Origin of the sequence: Paenibacillus sp. FSL R5-0378 (assembly GCF_038009285.1) — a bacterium.
In the GTDB taxonomy this organism is placed as follows: Bacteria; Bacillota; Bacilli; order Paenibacillales; family Paenibacillaceae; genus Paenibacillus_AQ; species Paenibacillus_AQ favisporus.
In genome coordinates, this window is the sequence record NZ_JBBPAY010000001.1 from 660,407 (window position 1) to 678,214 (window position 17,808).

The window sequence follows — 17,808 nt, forward strand, 5'->3', positions numbered from 1 at the left end:
AGCTATTTGCGGACTACTCTTCATACCATGGGTTTAAATGAACCATAACCTCTCCGACATCGGAGCAATGCTTCATGATCGTTTGTTTAATATTTCGGGAAATATCATGCCCTTCCTGAACACTGAGCTCAGCCGCCACCCCAACTCGAATATCAACAATAATATAATGGCCGTGGTCCCTCGCACGCAGGCGATCCAGACGCTTTACTTCCGGAACCGTTTTGACTAACTCCGTAAGCTCGTTCATTTTCTCCAAGTCCACGTTTTTTTCCATCAAAACATCGACCGAGGATTTTCCCATATGAATCGCCAGCTTTAACACCAAATAAGCGACGACGATTCCGGCAATAGGATCGCCATAGGAGAGAATCGCGATATCGTAATGATCGCCGAGCATGCCCAATGCGATGCCGATGACCGCGGCAATGGAAGCATAGACATCTGCAAGATGATCATAAGCTGTGGCAATGAGCCCGCTGCTTCGGTGACGTTTTCCGATAGCCATGGTATAAACATAGAGAATTTGCTTCAAAATCAAAGAAAAAGCCGCTGCTGCCAGCGCGACGACGGTTGTTTTGTGCGGGGGTTCGAACAGCACCATGACGGAGTGATAGGCCATATATAGAGCGGCCAGCGCTAAAATGATGGCCACGACCCCTGCCCCCAGCACCTCTGCCTTCCCATGACCATAGGGATGATCCTCATCCGGAGGCTGTTTGGAGATTCGCATGGAGCTGAGGGCTGCGCCTGTGGCGACGACGTCTCCTGCATTATGGACACCGTCTGCAATGAGCACTGGACTATTGGATAAGAATCCAACACCGAGTTTAATAGCGGTTAACACGATATTACTTATGAAGCTGAGCCAAATGGCAAATGTCGATTGTTTGTCTTCATGGTTCACGTTTTTAACTCCTTACACATTCAGTAGCATCAGTGTTGAAACGATAGGTTTTAATAGTAGCGTACAAATACCGTGTGGGTCCAGAGAAACAGTTTTTGTGTGTCCCTAAAAAGTATGACTTGGCATAAAGAGTTGTACGGGTGAAAAATATTTTTACATAACAAAAAAAGCCCCCTATCAAGGAGACGTATCTGAAATTCGGTTGACGACCTCGGCCATCGGTAAGCTCGCCTCTTCCCTGTTGGCTATTAGCTGGCAGGGTCGTTTTTTTGATTCATTCTAAATTTATAGTCCGAAACTTAAAAATGAGTGTTTGCCCTTGAGAGGTTTGCCCTTCCCCAAATGCTCATTATCCATAAGATATGATTATCTATTTACCGCTTTGCCCATACCCAATCCTAATTAAATCATAAGATACATTGTACTTTAAACTCAAGGAGGTAGTAAGGGATGAGTGGAGTTGTAGGAGGAGTTGGCGCAGGGTACGGTTACGGCTTGCACAACAATGTTGGTGCTATCCTTGTGTTGTTCATTCTGTTGGTAATTATTTTGGCAGCATTTTGTTGGTAAACCAAATATCAGGATTGACGAAAACCCTGCTGGCTACCTGCTAGCAGGGTTTTTTTGTATTACAGGTGCAAATTAATTTTTGTAATATAATTACAACATAGATGGACGCGCCGTTGTGATCTGAAGGCATTAGATCTTTCTTTCTCTAAACAAATAACATTTTTAAACCCTGACAGCTCTGTGCTGCAGGGTTTATTTTATTTCTGAATCTTTTTTAAAGGTTTAAAGGTGCACTTTAACGTTCGTTTCTCAAAATTTCGTAAACTAGCGGAATCGGCCTCATACATTGGTATAACTGCCGTGACCCCTTGTCCAACGCGTTCATATGATGCTTTGTCAAAGAAAGGAATGATGAGATGGATGCCTATTATAGCTGCACGCGATTCATGAGCCAGAGAGTCCGCATTATAACAAGAGACGGTTATGTGCACGAAGGAAGAATCGTAAAAGTGGATCGTGATCATGTGTACTTGGAGACAGATCGAAGAGATGGACCTGTAACGACCTCCGCTTTCCAACCCTTCGGATTCAGGGCTCGCAACTCCATTTTGACGTTAAGCCTGTTCACGCTGCTCGCGATTGCTTTAATCTAAATCCCTAAGCGATAAAAAATCTCTCACCATATTCACAAGGCGACTAACATACTGGCTACCTTTACGTACACTTAGAATCACCCCGATTTTCGGGGTGATTCTTTGCCTTACTCTACTCAGTTGGTCGACCAGAGCTCGATCCGGTCCTTGATATGCTTGGTATAAGCCTCTTCCATTTCTTTAACTCCGGCCTTCTCCAGCTCCGCCATATAGGCGTCCCAAATGTTGTCGAAGTCTTCCGGCTTGGACATGACCGCTTCCGGGATACGTTTCCACGTAATGTCCTTCATCTTGGCTCCCAGAATCACGGCCGGATCGTCGTTAGGCAAGGACATCGTGTATGCCGCTCCGTAGGCTCTCTGCTTAAAGTCTTCTTCCTTAGGGAAGAGGTCCTTCCAATGCTCCGCTTTATAAGCCTTCAGGGTCTCCTTCTCGGCCTCGCTGTAGTTCGCAGTCAGCAGTTCCGGGTAATTGCGGGTGAAGTAGTTACCGGTGGAATCCTTGATGCCGTCACCATAATGAACCATCAAGTTCCAGTATAGTCCGAGGCCCGCTTCTTTCTGGAACGCTGCGCCGTCATTGTTCGCCCGCTCCTGCACCTCCGGGATCAGCGTGCGTTTGCCGTTTTCCATCGTGTAATGCTTGCCCTCAATGCCCCAGTTATTCAGGATCTGTCCTTCTTCCGATGCTAAAAAGTCGAGGAACTTGATCGCACGTACCGGATCCTTGCATTTGCTGGAGATCGAGATGCCGTATCCTCCGTCAAAGCCGGCGGGCCAGAAGCTCGTATCCTTGTATTCCGTGCTCATCGTGACCGGGTAATGACCGTAAGTCTGGTCGAATTTGCCGGCCGCCTTCAGCGCATTTTGTCCGTCGCCATAATCCCATTCCGGATCGGCAAGGCCAAGTACCCGCCCCGAAGCTACTTTCGCCTTAAATTGGTCGGTTTTCTGCACGAAGCTTTCCGGATCAAGCAGTCCGATGGAATTCATGTGGTTCAACCAGCGGAAGAACTCCTTTTCTTCCGGACGGCGGAAATGGTATGTGGCCTGGTGTGTTTCCTGATCGATGTAATACTCGCCGTCATCCGGCCCTCCTGTCGTCTGGAATCCCAAGTTGGTCACCTGGTACATATGCCAATCGTCCGCATTCAGGGACAAGCCGATATTTTTATTGCCGTTTTCGTCCGTCGGATGCTTAGTGATGTAGTCCTGAATGACTTTTTCAAAATCCTTCACTGTGCGAATTTCCGGATATCCCGCTTCTTTGACGACGCGATGCTGTAGCTCAAAGCCTCCGTCGGCTTTAAACTTCTTCTCCTCGACAGCCGACCAGGTCGGGATCGCGTAGATCGCCTGGTCATCCAAGCTGTACTTCGTCCGAACAAGCTTGTCTCCGAGCATTTTCTTAATGTTCGGCGCGTACTTGTCGATCAAATCGGTGAGATCGATGACGGCGCCGGCGTCGACAAGTTTGCCGACATCCGCTTTGGCTGCGATCAAATCCGGATAGTTGCCGGTGGCCGCAATCAATGAAATTTTCTGCACCGGGTCGCCGACAGCGAACTCCGCATCCAGGGTGACCCCTGTTTTCTCCGTGATCACCTTGCCGACCTCGTCTTTCATGTTGTTCCAATTCGTGCTGGAATCTTCCGAAAAATAAGTGAATGTGATGGGCTTCAGGTCATCACTTTTCGTTCCGGATGCAGCACTTCCCTCTGTCTCAGCTGCAGACGAGCCGCCGTTTCCGCCGCACGCTGCGAGCGTTGCCGTCAAAGTCAGCGCCAGTACAGACGCCGCCCATCTCTTTTTACCTGACTTCATGAAGCTTAACCCCCCAAGTCATAATGAATAATGATGAATTTGTATGGAACAGGCGATGAGGCCTGGACACACCAGCATCTGTCTTTAACTTTTGACCGCTCCAAGCGTCATACCCTTCACAAAATATTTCTGCAAGAAAGGATAGACGACCAGAATCGGTACCGTCACGATAATGGTAATCGCCATTTTGACGGATTCCGGCGATACCTGTGCCATGCGCTGAGCCATATTGGCAGCGTCCTGGGAATTGGTAGCACCCGTCGTCGTGCTCTGCAAAATTTTCATCAGCTCATACTGCAAAGTCGTCAACGATTCGTTGGACCCATTGAACAAATAGGTGTCAAACCATGAATTCCACTGCCCTACCGCCAGAAAGAGCGCCACGGTCGCAAGCGCCGGCTTGCAAAGGGGAAGAATCACGCGCCAGTAAATCGTAAAATCGTTGGCGCCGTCCAGTTTCGCCGATTCCTGCAGCGCATAGGGCAGGCCGTCAATGAAGGAACGAATGACGAAGACGTTAAAGGCGCTCACGAGCCCCGGCAAAATGTAAACGGCAAACGTATTAATTAAATGCAGTTCCTTCAACAGGATAAAGCCCGGAATCATCCCGCCTGAGACATACATGGTGATGGCCAGAAACATGGAGATCCATCGTCTTGCTTGGAAATCGCTGCGGGCCAGCGCGTAAGCCAGCATTGAACCGCTGAGCAGACCCGCTATGGTTCCAATGACCGTCCTCAGGACGGAAATCTTGAATCCGGTAATGAGGCCGCTGTAAGTAAAGATCAAATCGTAATTTTTCAGCGTAAATTGCCTTGGCCAGATCGTAATCCCCCCTCTGACGGTATCCACCGAATCGTTGAAGGAGATCGCAAGCACGTTTAAGAACGGGTAAATCGTCAGGACGGTCACCACGATCATGGACAGATACACGATTGCTTCCAAAATTCGGTCCTGCGGTGATTTTGACTTCAGTTTGCTCTTCATGCGGCCGGCTGGCGCAGTACTATTGGCAGTTCCCATGTCTTCCTCCTTACATAATGCTTTCGTTGGTGAAGCGCTTAAAAATACCGTTAGCCGCAAACAACAGGATCAGGCTGATCACCGAGTTGAAAATGTTGATCGCCGTCCCGAAGGAGTAGCGTCCCATGGCCAAACCATAGTTAAGCGCATACAAGTCAAGCACTTCGGAGTAATCGATGACCAGGTGATTGCCTAACAGAAACTGTTTCTCGAAGCCTGTGCCGAGCAGGTGGCCGATGGACATAATCAGAAGCACGATGATTGTCGGCCGGATCCCGGGCAGCGTGATATGCCACATTTGCCTTAGCCGGCTCGCACCGTCAACACGGGCAGCTTCATAGAGCTCAGGGCCAATGCCGGAAATGGCCGCCAGATAAATAATGGCGTTCCACCCGGTTTCCTTCCAAATGTCCGCGCTGGTGACGATCCACCAAAACCAATGACCCTGGGCCATGAACTGAATCGGCTGATCGATGATGTTCAGGCTGAGGAGTATACTGTTTACGACGCCCCCGTCCGTTGACAGCATTTTGGTAACGATGCCTGCAGCAACGACCCACGAAACAAAGTGCGGCAGATAAGACACCGTCTGCACGAACCGTTTCATCACCTGAAGCCGAACCTCGTTAAGCAATATGGCGAAGACGACCGGTACAATAAAGCCTGCAATCAGGCCCATAAAGCTCATGGCCAGCGTATTTCGAAGTACCTGGTAGAAATGGTCATCCTGGAACAAGGTACGGAAATGCTCCAAGCCTACCCACTTCTGTTCAAAAAAGCTTACGCCAGGTCTATATTTTTGGAAGGCCATTGTCCAGCCCCATAAAGGCAGGTACTGGAAAACAAAGACCCAAAGAACGAACGGAATGGACATGTAATACAGATATTTTTGGTTTTTCAATACCTTCCACGCACTTTTTCGGGTCCGCATCGTCTGTTTGTATGCGTTTTCCGTCTTTAATGTTATCGTTTTCATGTTTCCTCCCCTCTCCTGGCTTCCATCATAAATCAGCGGGGAGAAACGGCAAATACAACGGATTTCGGTAAAAATCATCCACAAATTATGGATTTTTAAAGTCGGAAGGTGAACGGCCCTCGTATTTTTTAAATTTGCTGTGAAAATAGTTCACGCTCGTGTAGCCGACGCGTTCCGCCACTTCGTATACCTTCATGCCCTGCTCCAGCAGCTCCTTTGCCTTGCGGATCCGGACCTTGTCGAGGTATGTGTTGAAGTACTCCCCTGTCTTATTCTTAAAGAGCTGGCCTAAATAGGCCGTACTGTAGTTCAGCATCCCGGCCAGCGTATCCAGTTTCAAGTTGTCGGCATAGTGCCGGTGAATGATGTTGATCATGATCTTCAGCTCTCTTTCCTTTCCCTCCGGTTCCGCATCCTCTGCTAATGCTAGAAGAAAAGAGCGTGTTTCTTCCAAAAGATCCGCCAGATGCTCATATTCGAAAATCCCCTTCAAAAAACGCGAAGCTTCCTCTGTCCCTTTCCATTCCTTGCGGGAACCCGCAGTCAGCTTATGAATGACGGCATTGGATAAATAGAAAAACGATTCTTTGACAAATCCTTCATTTGCCTCCTGCATGACAAAAAAGGCCGCCACCTCGTCCAGCAATGGCCGGATCATCGTCTGATTTCCCGCATCCAGACTGTAATAGAGGCGGGAGATGAATTCCTCCATTATTTCTTCCGGACTGCCGCCGGGAAGACGCGGGAATTCCTGTAAAGGATAGCGCGAAGGATGGGGACCCAGCAGCCGTCCCTTCTCGCTGAAGAAAGCCTGTTTTAACGCATCCTGGGCCTTTATAAAGGAAATGTTCAGCTCTTCCGGTACCGGCACCACTCCCCCGGTGGCTGCAACGAACCGGAAATTCCCCAAAGTGTTCCGCAGCAACCGGTACAACTGCTCTCTTCGCTGCCTGCCGCGCAGCGGCTCTTGGAGAAGCAGGATGACGTAAGGGGGTATAACCGTGACCGCTCCGGTACCCCTGCGCTCGATGTCAGGCTTCAGCGCATCCGCAAGCTGCTGCAGCGCATCGGGGCGGGTCGCTTCAGGTCCGCTCAGGAATACAGCCACGACTTCATAGCTGCTCCACAGCAGTCCGGCTGCTTGTGCCATGCTTCGCAGCTTGGCGGGATCTTCGGTAGTATCCTGCGGTACGAGAAGGCTCTGGAGCAGCCATTCCTGGTTTACACCTTCGATTTGGCGCGGCCCCTTCTTCAGGCGTTCCTCTTCGATCCGCTCTCGGACCCGCGTTAAGGTATGGATCATCTCTTTGATGTCCACCGGCTTGAGGAGATACCCAGCTACCCCGTATTTAATCGCTTGTTTGGCATACTCGAAGTCGGCATAACCGCTCAGTATGATCACTTGCAGCTCAAGTCCGCTGGATGATACGGATTGCATCAGCTGCAATCCATCCATAAGCGGCATGCGAATATCGACGATGGCGATATCCGGCCGTTCCTGATCAATCACGGCCAGTGCTTCTTGACCATTGGCCGCCGTGGCCGTCACGGTAAGACCCAGACTGTCCCACGGAATCAAGGTTTGCAGGCCTTGGCGCAGCTTCGGTTCATCATCCACAATGATGACCTTCATCATTGGGAATCACCTCCTGGAATGAAAAATGTGATCAAAGTTCCAGCTCCAGGCTCGCTGTCGATCCGTAAAGCACTGGATTCCCCGTACAGCAGGACCAGCCGTTCATTCACGTTGCGCAGGCCGATCCGCTGCTCCCCCTCGTCCTCAGCCGGTGATGCAAGCTCCTGCCGCACGAGATGAAGACGATCCGCCGAAAGGCCGGCACCGTTGTCGCTCACCTTGACTTGAACCCCCCTCTGGAATGCCTTCACTTCCACGCTAATAAACACTCCCTCCGCGCGGTGATCCAGGCCATGAACGACGGCATTCTCCACCAAAGGCTGGATAATCAATGGAGGTACCAGCATCCCTTCCCGGCCTGCATCAACCGTCAATCGATACTGCAAGCGTTCTTCATATCTGAACTTTTGAATATCAAGATAGCAGCGCACCCGCTCAAGCTCCTGGCCCAGCGGAATCTTGCCGCTGCCGGTTTCCAAACTGCTGCGCAGCAGCGTGCTGAGCAGCCACACCGCCTCCGCGATGCCGTCTTGTTTTCGAATATGGGCCTCCATCCGGATCGATTCGAGCGAGTTAAAGAGAAAATGGGGATTGATCTGGCTGGCCAGCATTTTAAATTTCATCTCGTTTTGCCTTTTCTCCACCAGGCTTTTCTGCCGGTTCGTTTCCTGGACTTCATTGAACAAGTGGTTCACCTCTCTGACCAGCGCATTAAATTGCTTGGACAGCAGGCCAATTTCATCTTTCCCGTCGATATGCAGAAAGGTTTCCCATGAACCCGACCGGACTTTGGACATATGCCTGCTTAACCGGAGGAGCCTTCTGGATAATAAGGATGCGGAGGCATAAATGAGCAGGGCGGCAGCAATCAGACTGGCCGCAATGACGACCACACCGAGACGGATGACTTGATTGGCATCACGGGTGATCTCGGCAACGGAAAAAATCGAAATCGTGCGAAGGCCATTCCAACTGTCCTGCGGTTGCAGACTGGCGATGACTACCTTGGACGCTTTCCCGTTGATGGACGCATTGTAGCTTCCCTCCTGAAGAGACAGTATATTGGGATCGGCATAAATATCCGACAGAGCCTTTCCTGACGCTCCCGCTTCATTGGTCGCGACGATCCGGTTCCGGTTATCCACGATCAGGGTCGGGAACGACTCCTGCTCCAGAATGGAGCTTAACCGGCGCTTGTCCACATTGATGACCAATACCCCTTTTCGTCCGGAAGCATCCAAAGGAAACGAACGAATCAAACTTAGATCATCGGAGCCCTTTCGTTCATCTTGAATCAGATTCCAGCCGACCAGCCCCTTCTGCGCCAAGGCTTCTTGGTACCAATCCTGGGCCGTGACCGTTCGGTCCGGCTGGATAAACTCCCAGTTATCGAGTGCCCCCGGATTCTCGGCATACACGCGGATCCCCGATATCTCCTTGTACAGCTGGAGGTAGTCGCGGATATCCGTATAGTCACGGTAAGCCTGAATGACCTCAACGTAGCTGTTGTATTTCTGGCCAGCTACCCTTTTCATTCGATTGTCATTCATCAGCCGGTTCGAAATGTCCAGCGGAACCTTGATCAGCTCTTCCGTACGTTTCCGAACACGCTCCACATTGGTAGAGACCTGCACAAAAGCGTTTTCAATAACGATTTCGCGCAGCTTTCCGGTCAAAAAAAGGCCGCACAGCAGTAAGGGAAGAACGGCCACCGATATAAACGTAACGGCCAGCTTCTTCCTTATTTTCATATCATTCATCATCCGGATAAAAAACATGGCGCTACCTCCCGTGTTATCTGCTCTGCTGCGCGCAAAAAGCCCCTTTTCGCTTAAAAAAGGGGCTTAAACTCCATCCATGGATGCTCTTTCGGGCTCAGATCAATCGTTACGCCTTGCCAGGCTTGAGGGCCCGCAGTCTAAACCATCGGCTTTGATAATCTTTATGCTCGTAGGCAAGGGGCAAACCGAGCTGCATCAGCCGGTCTCCCCCAAAGATCGAAATCTCCCCGCCGGTTCCGGGCTCCACTTCGTATTCCAGTTCTGGGTCAAGTCCGTCCAGGCGCAAGGTCCGCTGGGGTGCGTTCGGCACGGCCATCACTTGAAAAGCGTAGACCAAGGCAGCCCTTTGATCCTCCGAAACGAACATCCACGCCGACTCGTTCCCTTCGAACGGACTTTTCAGACGGTACAAGTCGCCTTGCTGCACCAAACCGCGGATCTGCTTGTAGGCGGCGACTTGGCGTTTGACCGTCTCCTTTTCGTCATCGGTAAATTTGGTGAGATCCAGCTCATATCCGAAATTTCCCGACATGGCGACATTGCCGCGAAAATCAAGCGGTGTGATCCGCCCGACCTGATGGTTCGGAACCGCCGACACATGCGCTCCGATGGCACTTACGGGGTAGACGAGGCTGGTCCCGTACTGAATCTTCAGCCGTTCCACCGCATCGGTATTATCGCTGGTCCAGGTTTGAGGCATGTAATACAGCATGCCGGGATCAAAGCGTCCACCGCCGCTGGAGCAGCTCTCGAACAAAATATGCGGAAAATCAGTGGTGATGCGCTCAAGCAGCTCGTACAACCCAAGAACATAGCGGTGAGCAGTCTCAGCTTGGCGCTCCGGCGGCAGGGCAGCTGATCCGATTTCCGTCAAAGCGCGGTTCATGTCCCATTTCACGTAAGCAACCGGCACGGTGGAGAAAATCGCAGAGAGCGAGTCATAGATGTAATCCCTCACTTCCTGGCGCGTGTAGTCCAGCACCAGCTGCCACCTGGCTTCGCTGCGTCTACGCCCCGGGACGTGAAGGCACCAGTCCGGATGCTTCCGGTACAGCTCACTGTCCGGCGATATCATCTCGGGTTCGAACCAAAGCCCGAATTTCAGGCCCAGCCGGTTGATGCGCTCCGCGACATCCGCCAGTCCGTCCGGCAGCTTCCGGCGGTCCTCGTACCAATCCCCCAGCGACGAATTGTCCGCATCCCGTTTGCCAAACCAGCCGTCATCCAAGACAAACAGCTCAATGCCCAGCTTGGCCCCCTCTTCCGCAATCGAAACCAGCTTGTCCGCATTGAAGTCGAAATAGGTGGCCTCCCAGTTATTGACCAGGATCGGCCGTTCTTCGTCCCGGTATTTCCCCCGGCACAGCCGGGTCCGGTACAGGCGGTGATACGTCCGCGACATCTCTCCCAATCCTTGCGCGGAGTACACCATGACCGCTTCCGGCGTCTGGAAGCTCTCCCCCGGATTCAGCTGCCACGCGAAATCAAAAGAGTTCATGCCAATGCTAAACCTTGTGGAGCCGAAGGAATCTACTTCCGCCCCTGCTTCAAATCCGCCGCTGTACACCAAGCTAAAGCCAAAAGCTTCCCCATGTCGTTCCGTCGTTTCAGGTGTGACCAGAGACGCAAAAGGGTTAAACTGGTGGCTGCTCATGCCCCTTTTGCTGTCGATCCGGGTTTCGCCTTGTTCAAGCGGTCTTCGCTTCATATTTCCTTCCCGGGCCCACGCCCCGGAAAGGTACACCATCTCCAAATCGCTATGACCGGAGAAATCGACGCTGGCACTAAGGGCACGGCGAAGCCGAAGCTTCTTGTCCCCTTCGTTGATCAAACGAGCTGACCGAATGATCACATTGCGAGCCGTGAAGATGGAATAAAGCAGGACAACCTTAAGTCCCGAGTAGGCATCTTTTAATACCAGCTCGAGCGTCTCTGCTTCGGACTCGTCCTCCGTATAAACGGCCGGAAGTCCGCTTAATGGCGGCTTTCCCTTTAGGATCCGGTAACCGTCGTACTTGAGCTCCGTAATCCTCGTCCCATCCTCCAGTTCGGCCTGGTACGCCGGATTCCGGAAGTCTCCGCTGCCGTACTGCGGGTATTCCTGCGGCAGCCGGTCAAGCCCGGCCCTCGCGGGAGTGTGTATCAGGAGATCGCCCATCGTTTCCCGATGCTTCAGTCTCTCTCCCCAATATCCATGTACAGGATAACCGTCCACGATCTGAATCAAATAGCTCATGCCGGACGACTGCAGATGAAACAACCCTGCTTGCTCTTGAACGATTACGCCCATTGGTAAACATCCCTTCTTTCCTGCCCATCGGTACTTCATGCATCGTAGCATGGTCTAGAAAATGGCTTGTGCCATATCCGTATCTATGAACCATTACATCTCCGCCATCCGGGGCAATGCTCCGGCATCTTTGTATTCAACCTATCTTTGAAACATGGCTTTAGGATTGATCTACGATTCCAGAAATACAGGCTTATATACAAAAATCATATATGATCATACGATAGGTCGTACATGGCATGGTGCTCACTGGTTATGTTATTATGCTAGGTATATTGAACAAGTTTTAGTAGAGGCCATTAACAATTATTTCTTTAGTTCATCTATATAGCTATTCTATTTTTAAGGGGATGGGATTTTCTTGTGTTAGAGTATCTGCCGCGAAGTAAACAGCACACCGAGCTGCATCTGACGCAGTTTGGCATGGAGGATTGTATATCCGGTCATTATTTTGGGCCCGCCGTAAGAACTCACTATTTGCTCCATTATATATTCAAAGGGGAGGGGATTTTTGAGGTAGGGGGAGTGAGGCACCACCTTCGAAAAGGACAGGGGTTTCTGATTTGTCCCCATATCGTTACCTATTATCAAGCCGACGAAGTTAACCCTTGGTCATACGGCTGGGTTGGTTTTAACGGCACGCTGGCTGAACCCCTCCTTATGCAAGCAGGGCTAACCCCTTCATCTCCAATTCTGCATTATGATCGAGATGATATGATCTATCAGTATTTGCAATTGATGGCCCAGTCGAGACAAAGCCATAAAGCCCGGGAAACCAGACTAACGGGGCTGCTGTATTTGATGTTATCTCTGCTAGTGGAATCCGGTCCGGAAACGCCCACCGTTCAAAGGGAAAGCCGGGCTGAGGTTTACGTGGAGCAAGTGATCGATTTTATCGAAATGAACTTTTCTCAAAAAATTACTATTGAGGACATCGCGCATTTGATTGGGCTTAATCGAAGCTATTTATGCTCGTTATTCAAACAGCAAATGAACATAAGCATTCAGGATTACCTGATTCGCTACAGAATGGATATGGCGGCTAAAATGCTGGGAAACACAGATCTTTCAATCGGCGATATCGCCCGCTCGGTCGGCTATACCGACCCGCTGCTCTTCTCCAAAATGTTCAAAAAGGTGAAGGGGGCCTCGCCGAAACATTATCGGTCTGCCACTGCATTAACATAAAGACAAAACCAGCCTTCCCTTCCAAGTGATAAGGAGGAGAGGCTGGTTTTTTTAAGCCTTTTCGCCAGCTTAACTAGTTGGCGTTCCGGCTATCGATAAGGTTGGCCTTGATCAAAAACCGCTGTACAATCGCCGCAGTTTCAGCTCGGGTCAGGTTGCCGATCGGGTTCAAGCCCCCTGCAGATCCTTCCACGAGGCCGTTCTTCACGGCTGCGGCCATGGCTGGCTTTGCCCAGGAAGCGACCGCTGTCCGGTCTGCAAACGAAGACAGCAGGGACTCCGCATCGATTCCGTCGGCTTCAAGACCCGCCAGCTTCATCGCCCGGGACATGATCACCAACGCTTCCTGCCGGGTAATCGTCCGGTTCGGAGCAAACGTCCGGTTGTCGTAGCCTTCGATCAAGCCGTATTCCACAGACTTGGCTACAGCGCCAGCATACCAATCAGCAGAATTGACATCGCTGAACGTGGTGCCGCTGCCGTTGTCGGACAAGCCTAACGCCCGGACCACGATGGCTGCGAGCTCCGCACGTGTTATAACCGCATCGGGATTATAATGGTTCTCATCGCTACCTTTGACAATCATACGAGAAGCCATGTCATTTACGGCCTGCTTCGACCAATGCCCTTCCACATCCGCGAATGTTTTTGCATTCCAGATCAGGAAGTAGTCGCTATTGGTCAAACTATTCACGACCGCATAATGCTTCCCATCACGAGTCGTGATATAGGTAGGGACGTGACGTACGCTTCCGTTCGTGTTCAGCACAGCTGCCGTTGTCACCTTGCTCGGATCAACGCCGGCGGGAAGCGGAATTTCGCGCTCCACGTAGCTGCTGAACTGCTCGACGCTTACTGTTTTACCATTGTAGGAAGCCGTTACATCAAAAGCGACAGGCGGAGCCGCAACCTCAAAATTTCCTTGGGCCGCTGCAGTTTCAGCAAGAACCGCCACAGCCTCACCGCTCTTGGTAATCTCCACATGAACGACAATATCTGAAAGCTTGAGCTGTACGCCCAGTTTAGAGGAAACCTTGTCGATGGCGATTTGCCCGGCAGGCAGTTTGTAGGTACCGCTTGGCGTCTGTATCTCCAACACCGCTTGCTTGTTTTCCATACTCTTCACCGCTTCACCTGTCAGAACCACCGATACCTTGTCCACACTGGCGGTTACGGGAATAACTACAGTGGACTTATCTGCCGCCTGCTTGAGCTGATCAGCCAGCTTAGATGGGTCGATTGTCGCCGTCAGTACCGATTTGCCGTTCTCCTTAGTGGTCGAACCAGCAGCAATTTGGTCTTTCACGACTCCGTCGACAATGACTTGGAGACCGGCTGGCTTCTCAGGGGTCGTCGTGCTTGGAATGGATGGCGTACCCGAGCTATTCGAATTGTTCGAGTTGTTCGAACCGTTTGAACCATTGCTCGTCCACTTCGCATACAGCGTCATATCGGACGTGACCGTATCCGCAGCGAAGTTCCAAGCGTTGATTCCCGCTGCCTCTTTATACCATCCTGCGAATGTGTAGCCCGCTCTCGTCGGCGCTGGCGGAGCGCTGATCATCGTGCCGCTGTCCACATTGGTGATGCTGGAAACTGCACTGCCTCCCTGTGAATCGAACGTCACGGTGTGCTGCACCGGTCCCTCTTTGACCGTTACCTTGCCAGGGGTTAACGTTTTGTCCATCTCAGCCCCGAATGCATCCAAGATCGAGAAAAGCGTCGGCTCTCCAGTTTGCACCGTCAGTTTCTTAACGCCTAGCTCTGACCCGCTCTTAATTTTGAAGCTCACGGTAAACAGCTTATCTCCGGCCTTGATCGGCGTATCGCCCGCATCGCTGTCTACCCATGCCGTTTTGAGCCAGCCTGAGTCGTTATCGTAATTGGAGTCGAAGTAATCTCCCGCATTTCCTGTAACGCGAGTTACCTCCAATCCCTCCGTGTCAAAATCAAGCTGTACGCCGTAAGCTGCTATTCCATAGGTGGAGTCGGCCACCGTGACCGGTACGTCCACCGTAGACCCCGGCGTTCCGTCCACCGAGCCGATCTGAATCTGCACCGCGTGCCGCATCCACTTCGCGTACAGCGTTACATCGGACGTTACCGCATCCTCTGCGAATTTCCACCCGTCTGTCCCAGCCGCATCCTTATACCAGCCTTCGAACGTGTAACCTGCCTTCGTCGGGGCCGGCGGTTCGGCGATCTTCGTGCCGCTGACCACGCCTGTCGCAGGCTCAATTACGCTGCCTCCCTGCGAGTCGAACGTCACTGTATATTGCTCCTGTGCGGCCGGTATCCATTTCGCGTACAGCATCATATCGGACGTCACCACATCCGTCGCAAAGTTCCACGCATCGGTCCCAAGCGTATCTTTGTACCAGCCTGCAAAGGTAAAACCCTCCTTTGTCGGGGCCGGGGGTTCGCTGATCATCGTGCCGCTGACCACACCGGTAGCTGGCTCAACCGCGCTGCCTCCCTGTGAATCGAACGTCACGGTGTGTTTAGCACTCGCTGCCTTTACGGTGATTTTGCCCGGTTCCACCGTTGTGGAGGCAATCTCATTACCTTCGTAGAGATCGTGCTTGAGCACGGTCAGGTCCAAATCACCAGGCTCTACAGAATCCTTGATTTTAAAATGAAGGGTGAGCGCCTTTGTCTCATCCATAATCAAAACCGGATTGGCTTTTACCTGGATTGTCCCATTGCTGGAGAAATCCGTTTCAAAGCTTCCCCCATTTGAAGGGACATCCAATTCATCCGTAACTTCGTTCCCAGGCACCAGTTCGAGTGAAGCCGCATCGAAACCGATCGAAATATCGTATTGATTGATCAAGTCCTCCGGTGTCAAAAACACCGAAACGTCCACAGACTCTCCGGCATACCCCTCTTCACTGCTTACTCTCATCGAGTTCGAAGCTGTATCCGATTCGGCATAGCCCATCGTTCCGAAAGGCAGAAGCATAACAGCCACCATCATTGTCGAAACCCATTTTTTCCAACGCATAGAATCACCCCTTTCCTACGGAGACGGCAAGAATCGCTTTGACATCCTCATCGTCCCATTTTCCGTCGCCGTTCATGTCGAGCGCCTGCAATTGCTCCGGCGTGAGCGTAATTTTGCCTTTGATATATTTGCTTAACAGAAGCGCGTCCGCAGCCGTCACCTTGCCGTCACCATCCGCGTCTCCCATGACAAACGCCGTGTAATACGCGGTATACGTCACATCAGCCGTCACAGTCGAAGCCGCTATCTCTTGACTGCTGAACTTCGTAATGCCACCATCGCTGCTCCATCCTGCAAAATGGTACCCCTCATCAGGCGTAACCGTTGGTACCGATGCCGGATGCCCGCCGATCTCTACCTGCTCGCTCGTGCGGCTAATCGTGCCGTGATCTCCAGGCACGTAGCTCACCGTCGCCAGCTGCTTTGTAAGCTGTGCGCTCGCTTCCACCGAGAAGGAGCTCTCCCCATTACCGTTAACGGCCGTCACGACGAAGTAGTAGGTCTTTCCACCCTCAAGCCCCTGAACTTTATAATGACCGGTCGTGCCATCTACCGTCGCGATCGGATCGGGGCGGTACACCCCACTGGCGGTACCTTGATAAATCTTGTAATTCGCAACCCCGCTCCCCAAATTCCAGCTAAGCTCCGCTTCCTTATTTCCTGCAACGGCTTGTAATCCTGTAGGGGCCGCGGGCGGCTCCCGACGCTCAGACACATAAATTTTCGAGACGTCGGACCAGGCCAGATACATTGCATTGTTCAATGTGGCAAAAGAAGTAACGTTGCCGAGATTCGTGCCCGCCAGTCCCTGGTCCGCCGAGCTCCAATTCGTGCCGTCGTATTCCTCGACCCGTTGTTTCCACTGGAACCCTTGCGACTTCACATCGTTCCAAACGGCAACCAGCTTCTGATTGTATACAAATAAATTCGGGCTTTGCGATTGAACCCCCTCCGGTTTATCCAAATTCCCGCTGCCGACAGGGCTCCAGGTGCTTCCATCGAAGCTGCTTACCTTCAACTGCGCAGGATTGTTATCCCTCCATACCGCGTATAGCAGCCCGTTATAGGCTTGCAGAACCGGGCTTCCTGCCGATGTCGTCGTATTCGTAATCCCCGAGTTCCCCGATACGTTCGCCCAAGTGACCTTTCCTGCACTGTTGACCGTTCTTTTCATGACAGGAATATAAGAGTAATATGGGCTGTCCACCATTTGCTCGCTCCACGTTAAATAAAGCTCGTCTTGATAGACTGCGAGCCGCGGCCCAAATACCGTTCCGTTAGGAACGAACGTCATATCCACCGCTTCGTTGGTCCAGACGCTGCCGTCAAATTTTTTCACTTGAATTTTTCGGCCCGGACTCCCGTCCGAAGTACCTATCCAAGTCGCATACAAATCGTCGTGATAAACGAGGAGCACCGGCATTTCACCTCTGCCGCTGCCGCTTACCGGATCGTTTCCGCTTGTCGAAACCCATCCGCCTCCGTCTCCACAATTTTTCTTGACTCTAATCTGGGGGACCGATGATGAAGTCCTTTCCGACCAGATGGCGTACAAACAGCCTTTGTATACTGCAAGAGAAGGATTGCTTGCACTGCTGTTGGATCCAAAGTTCAGACCGCTCCCGTCATCAGCCGGCGACCAATCGCTGCCGTCCCACTGCATAACTCTTATTTCCGGTTGCCCGAAGCCGCCCTTTTGATGCGGCCACGCAGCATACAAATGGTTGTTCCAAGTCGCGATGCTCGGGTCCCTCGAGCTGGAGTTTGCACTCGCATCCGCCCTGAGCCCACCTCCATCGATCGGTTCCCATACGACTCCCGGGGCGGCGGAAGCTTGTCCCGGCACCACCAATAGTTGGAGAATCGCCCCGAACAACATGATCAGGCTTATAACGACGGATATGACCGCCCTGCCAGTGGTGTTGTTCCTCTTCTGTCCGTTCATTTCTGACCCCCTCTTTCTGAATTTGTATAATACAGGACCTCATGGTCATGAGGTCTCCTGCTCTGCGTCCCATTG

12 protein-coding genes are annotated in these 17,808 nt (G+C 51.7%); 3 read left to right on the plus strand and 9 right to left on the minus strand.

The genetic code is table 11. The annotated features are described in order from the left end of the window. Window positions 1-13: 13 nt before the first annotated feature. Window positions 14-904 carry a cation diffusion facilitator family transporter gene (locus MKY74_RS02855; RefSeq protein ID WP_076173133.1) on the minus strand — a complete coding sequence of 297 codons (891 nt, stop codon included), beginning with the start codon at window positions 902-904 and terminating at the stop codon, window positions 14-16. Window positions 905-1,354: 450 nt separating this feature from the next. Here MKY74_RS02855 and MKY74_RS02860 point away from each other — a divergent pair, with 450 nt between their 5' ends. Both MKY74_RS02860 and MKY74_RS02865 read left to right on the plus strand, forming a co-directional pair. Next, entirely contained in the window at window positions 1,355-1,474 is a 120-nt protein-coding gene (locus tag MKY74_RS02860) for a YjcZ family sporulation protein (protein WP_208629353.1), read from the plus strand. A 356-nt stretch (window positions 1,475-1,830) separates the two neighbouring features. Beyond that, window positions 1,831-2,067 carry a hypothetical protein gene (locus MKY74_RS02865; protein WP_076173134.1) on the plus strand — a complete coding sequence of 79 codons (237 nt, stop codon included), beginning with the start codon at window positions 1,831-1,833 and terminating at the stop codon, window positions 2,065-2,067. A 116-nt stretch (window positions 2,068-2,183) separates the two neighbouring features. On the opposite strand, the gene MKY74_RS02870 is transcribed toward MKY74_RS02865, so the two are convergent. The 6 genes from MKY74_RS02870 to MKY74_RS02895 all read right to left on the minus strand — a co-directional run bounded on the left by MKY74_RS02870 (window position 2,184) and on the right by MKY74_RS02895 (window position 11,596). After that, window positions 2,184-3,890, minus strand: coding sequence for an ABC transporter substrate-binding protein (locus tag MKY74_RS02870; RefSeq protein WP_076173135.1), 1,707 nt, complete (start codon window positions 3,888-3,890; stop codon window positions 2,184-2,186). Window positions 3,891-3,974: 84 nt separating this feature from the next. Then, complete coding sequence (locus tag MKY74_RS02875) at window positions 3,975-4,913, minus strand: carbohydrate ABC transporter permease (RefSeq protein WP_076173136.1); 939 nt, start codon at window positions 4,911-4,913, stop codon at window positions 3,975-3,977. Window positions 4,914-4,923: 10 nt separating this feature from the next. Further along, window positions 4,924-5,889, minus strand: coding sequence for an ABC transporter permease (locus tag MKY74_RS02880; protein WP_076173137.1), 966 nt, complete (start codon window positions 5,887-5,889; stop codon window positions 4,924-4,926). Between the two features lie 85 nt (window positions 5,890-5,974). Next, window positions 5,975-7,525, minus strand: coding sequence for a response regulator transcription factor (locus MKY74_RS02885; protein WP_076173138.1), 1,551 nt, complete (start codon window positions 7,523-7,525; stop codon window positions 5,975-5,977). Then, window positions 7,522-9,303, minus strand: a complete 1,782-nt coding sequence (locus MKY74_RS02890) for a cache domain-containing sensor histidine kinase (protein WP_076173139.1) — start codon at window positions 9,301-9,303, stop codon at window positions 7,522-7,524. The genes MKY74_RS02885 and MKY74_RS02890 overlap by 4 nt, the downstream gene beginning before the upstream one ends. 109 nt (window positions 9,304-9,412) lie before the next feature. Further along, entirely contained in the window at window positions 9,413-11,596 is a 2,184-nt protein-coding gene (locus tag MKY74_RS02895) for an alpha-galactosidase (protein ID WP_076173140.1), read from the minus strand. A 363-nt stretch (window positions 11,597-11,959) separates the two neighbouring features. Here MKY74_RS02895 and MKY74_RS02900 point away from each other — a divergent pair, with 363 nt between their 5' ends. Then, window positions 11,960-12,784 carry an AraC family transcriptional regulator gene (locus MKY74_RS02900; protein WP_076173141.1) on the plus strand — a complete coding sequence of 275 codons (825 nt, stop codon included), beginning with the start codon at window positions 11,960-11,962 and terminating at the stop codon, window positions 12,782-12,784. Between the two features lie 73 nt (window positions 12,785-12,857). Here MKY74_RS02900 and MKY74_RS02905 read toward each other — a convergent pair whose 3' ends face one another. Beyond that, entirely contained in the window at window positions 12,858-15,788 is a 2,931-nt protein-coding gene (locus tag MKY74_RS02905) for an InlB B-repeat-containing protein (RefSeq protein WP_076173142.1), read from the minus strand. A gap of 4 nt (window positions 15,789-15,792) precedes the next feature. Continuing rightward, complete coding sequence (locus tag MKY74_RS02910; protein ID WP_076173143.1) at window positions 15,793-17,733, minus strand: dockerin type I domain-containing protein; 1,941 nt, start codon at window positions 17,731-17,733, stop codon at window positions 15,793-15,795. Window positions 17,734-17,808 lie beyond the last annotated feature (75 nt).

What these genes read in the sequence shown, in the direction of transcription:
- MKY74_RS02890 (WP_076173139.1), bottom strand. Translation starts at nt 9,303, where the DNA reads ATGTTTTTTATCCGGATGATGAATGATATGAAAATAAGGAAGAAGCTG.
- MKY74_RS02875 (WP_076173136.1), bottom strand. Translation starts at nt 4,913, where the DNA reads ATGGGAACTGCCAATAGTACTGCGCCAGCCGGCCGCATGAAGAGCAAA.
- MKY74_RS02910 (WP_076173143.1), bottom strand. Translation starts at nt 17,733, where the DNA reads ATGAACGGACAGAAGAGGAACAACACCACTGGCAGGGCGGTCATATCC.
- MKY74_RS02865 (WP_076173134.1), top strand. Translation starts at nt 1,831, where the DNA reads ATGGATGCCTATTATAGCTGCACGCGATTCATGAGCCAGAGAGTCCGC.
- MKY74_RS02895 (WP_076173140.1), bottom strand. Translation starts at nt 11,596, where the DNA reads ATGGGCGTAATCGTTCAAGAGCAAGCAGGGTTGTTTCATCTGCAGTCG.
- MKY74_RS02860 (WP_208629353.1), top strand. Translation starts at nt 1,355, where the DNA reads ATGAGTGGAGTTGTAGGAGGAGTTGGCGCAGGGTACGGTTACGGCTTG.
- MKY74_RS02870 (WP_076173135.1), bottom strand. Translation starts at nt 3,890, where the DNA reads ATGAAGTCAGGTAAAAAGAGATGGGCGGCGTCTGTACTGGCGCTGACT.
- MKY74_RS02880 (WP_076173137.1), bottom strand. Translation starts at nt 5,889, where the DNA reads ATGAAAACGATAACATTAAAGACGGAAAACGCATACAAACAGACGATG.
- MKY74_RS02905 (WP_076173142.1), bottom strand. Translation starts at nt 15,788, where the DNA reads ATGCGTTGGAAAAAATGGGTTTCGACAATGATGGTGGCTGTTATGCTT.
- MKY74_RS02885 (WP_076173138.1), bottom strand. Translation starts at nt 7,525, where the DNA reads ATGATGAAGGTCATCATTGTGGATGATGAACCGAAGCTGCGCCAAGGC.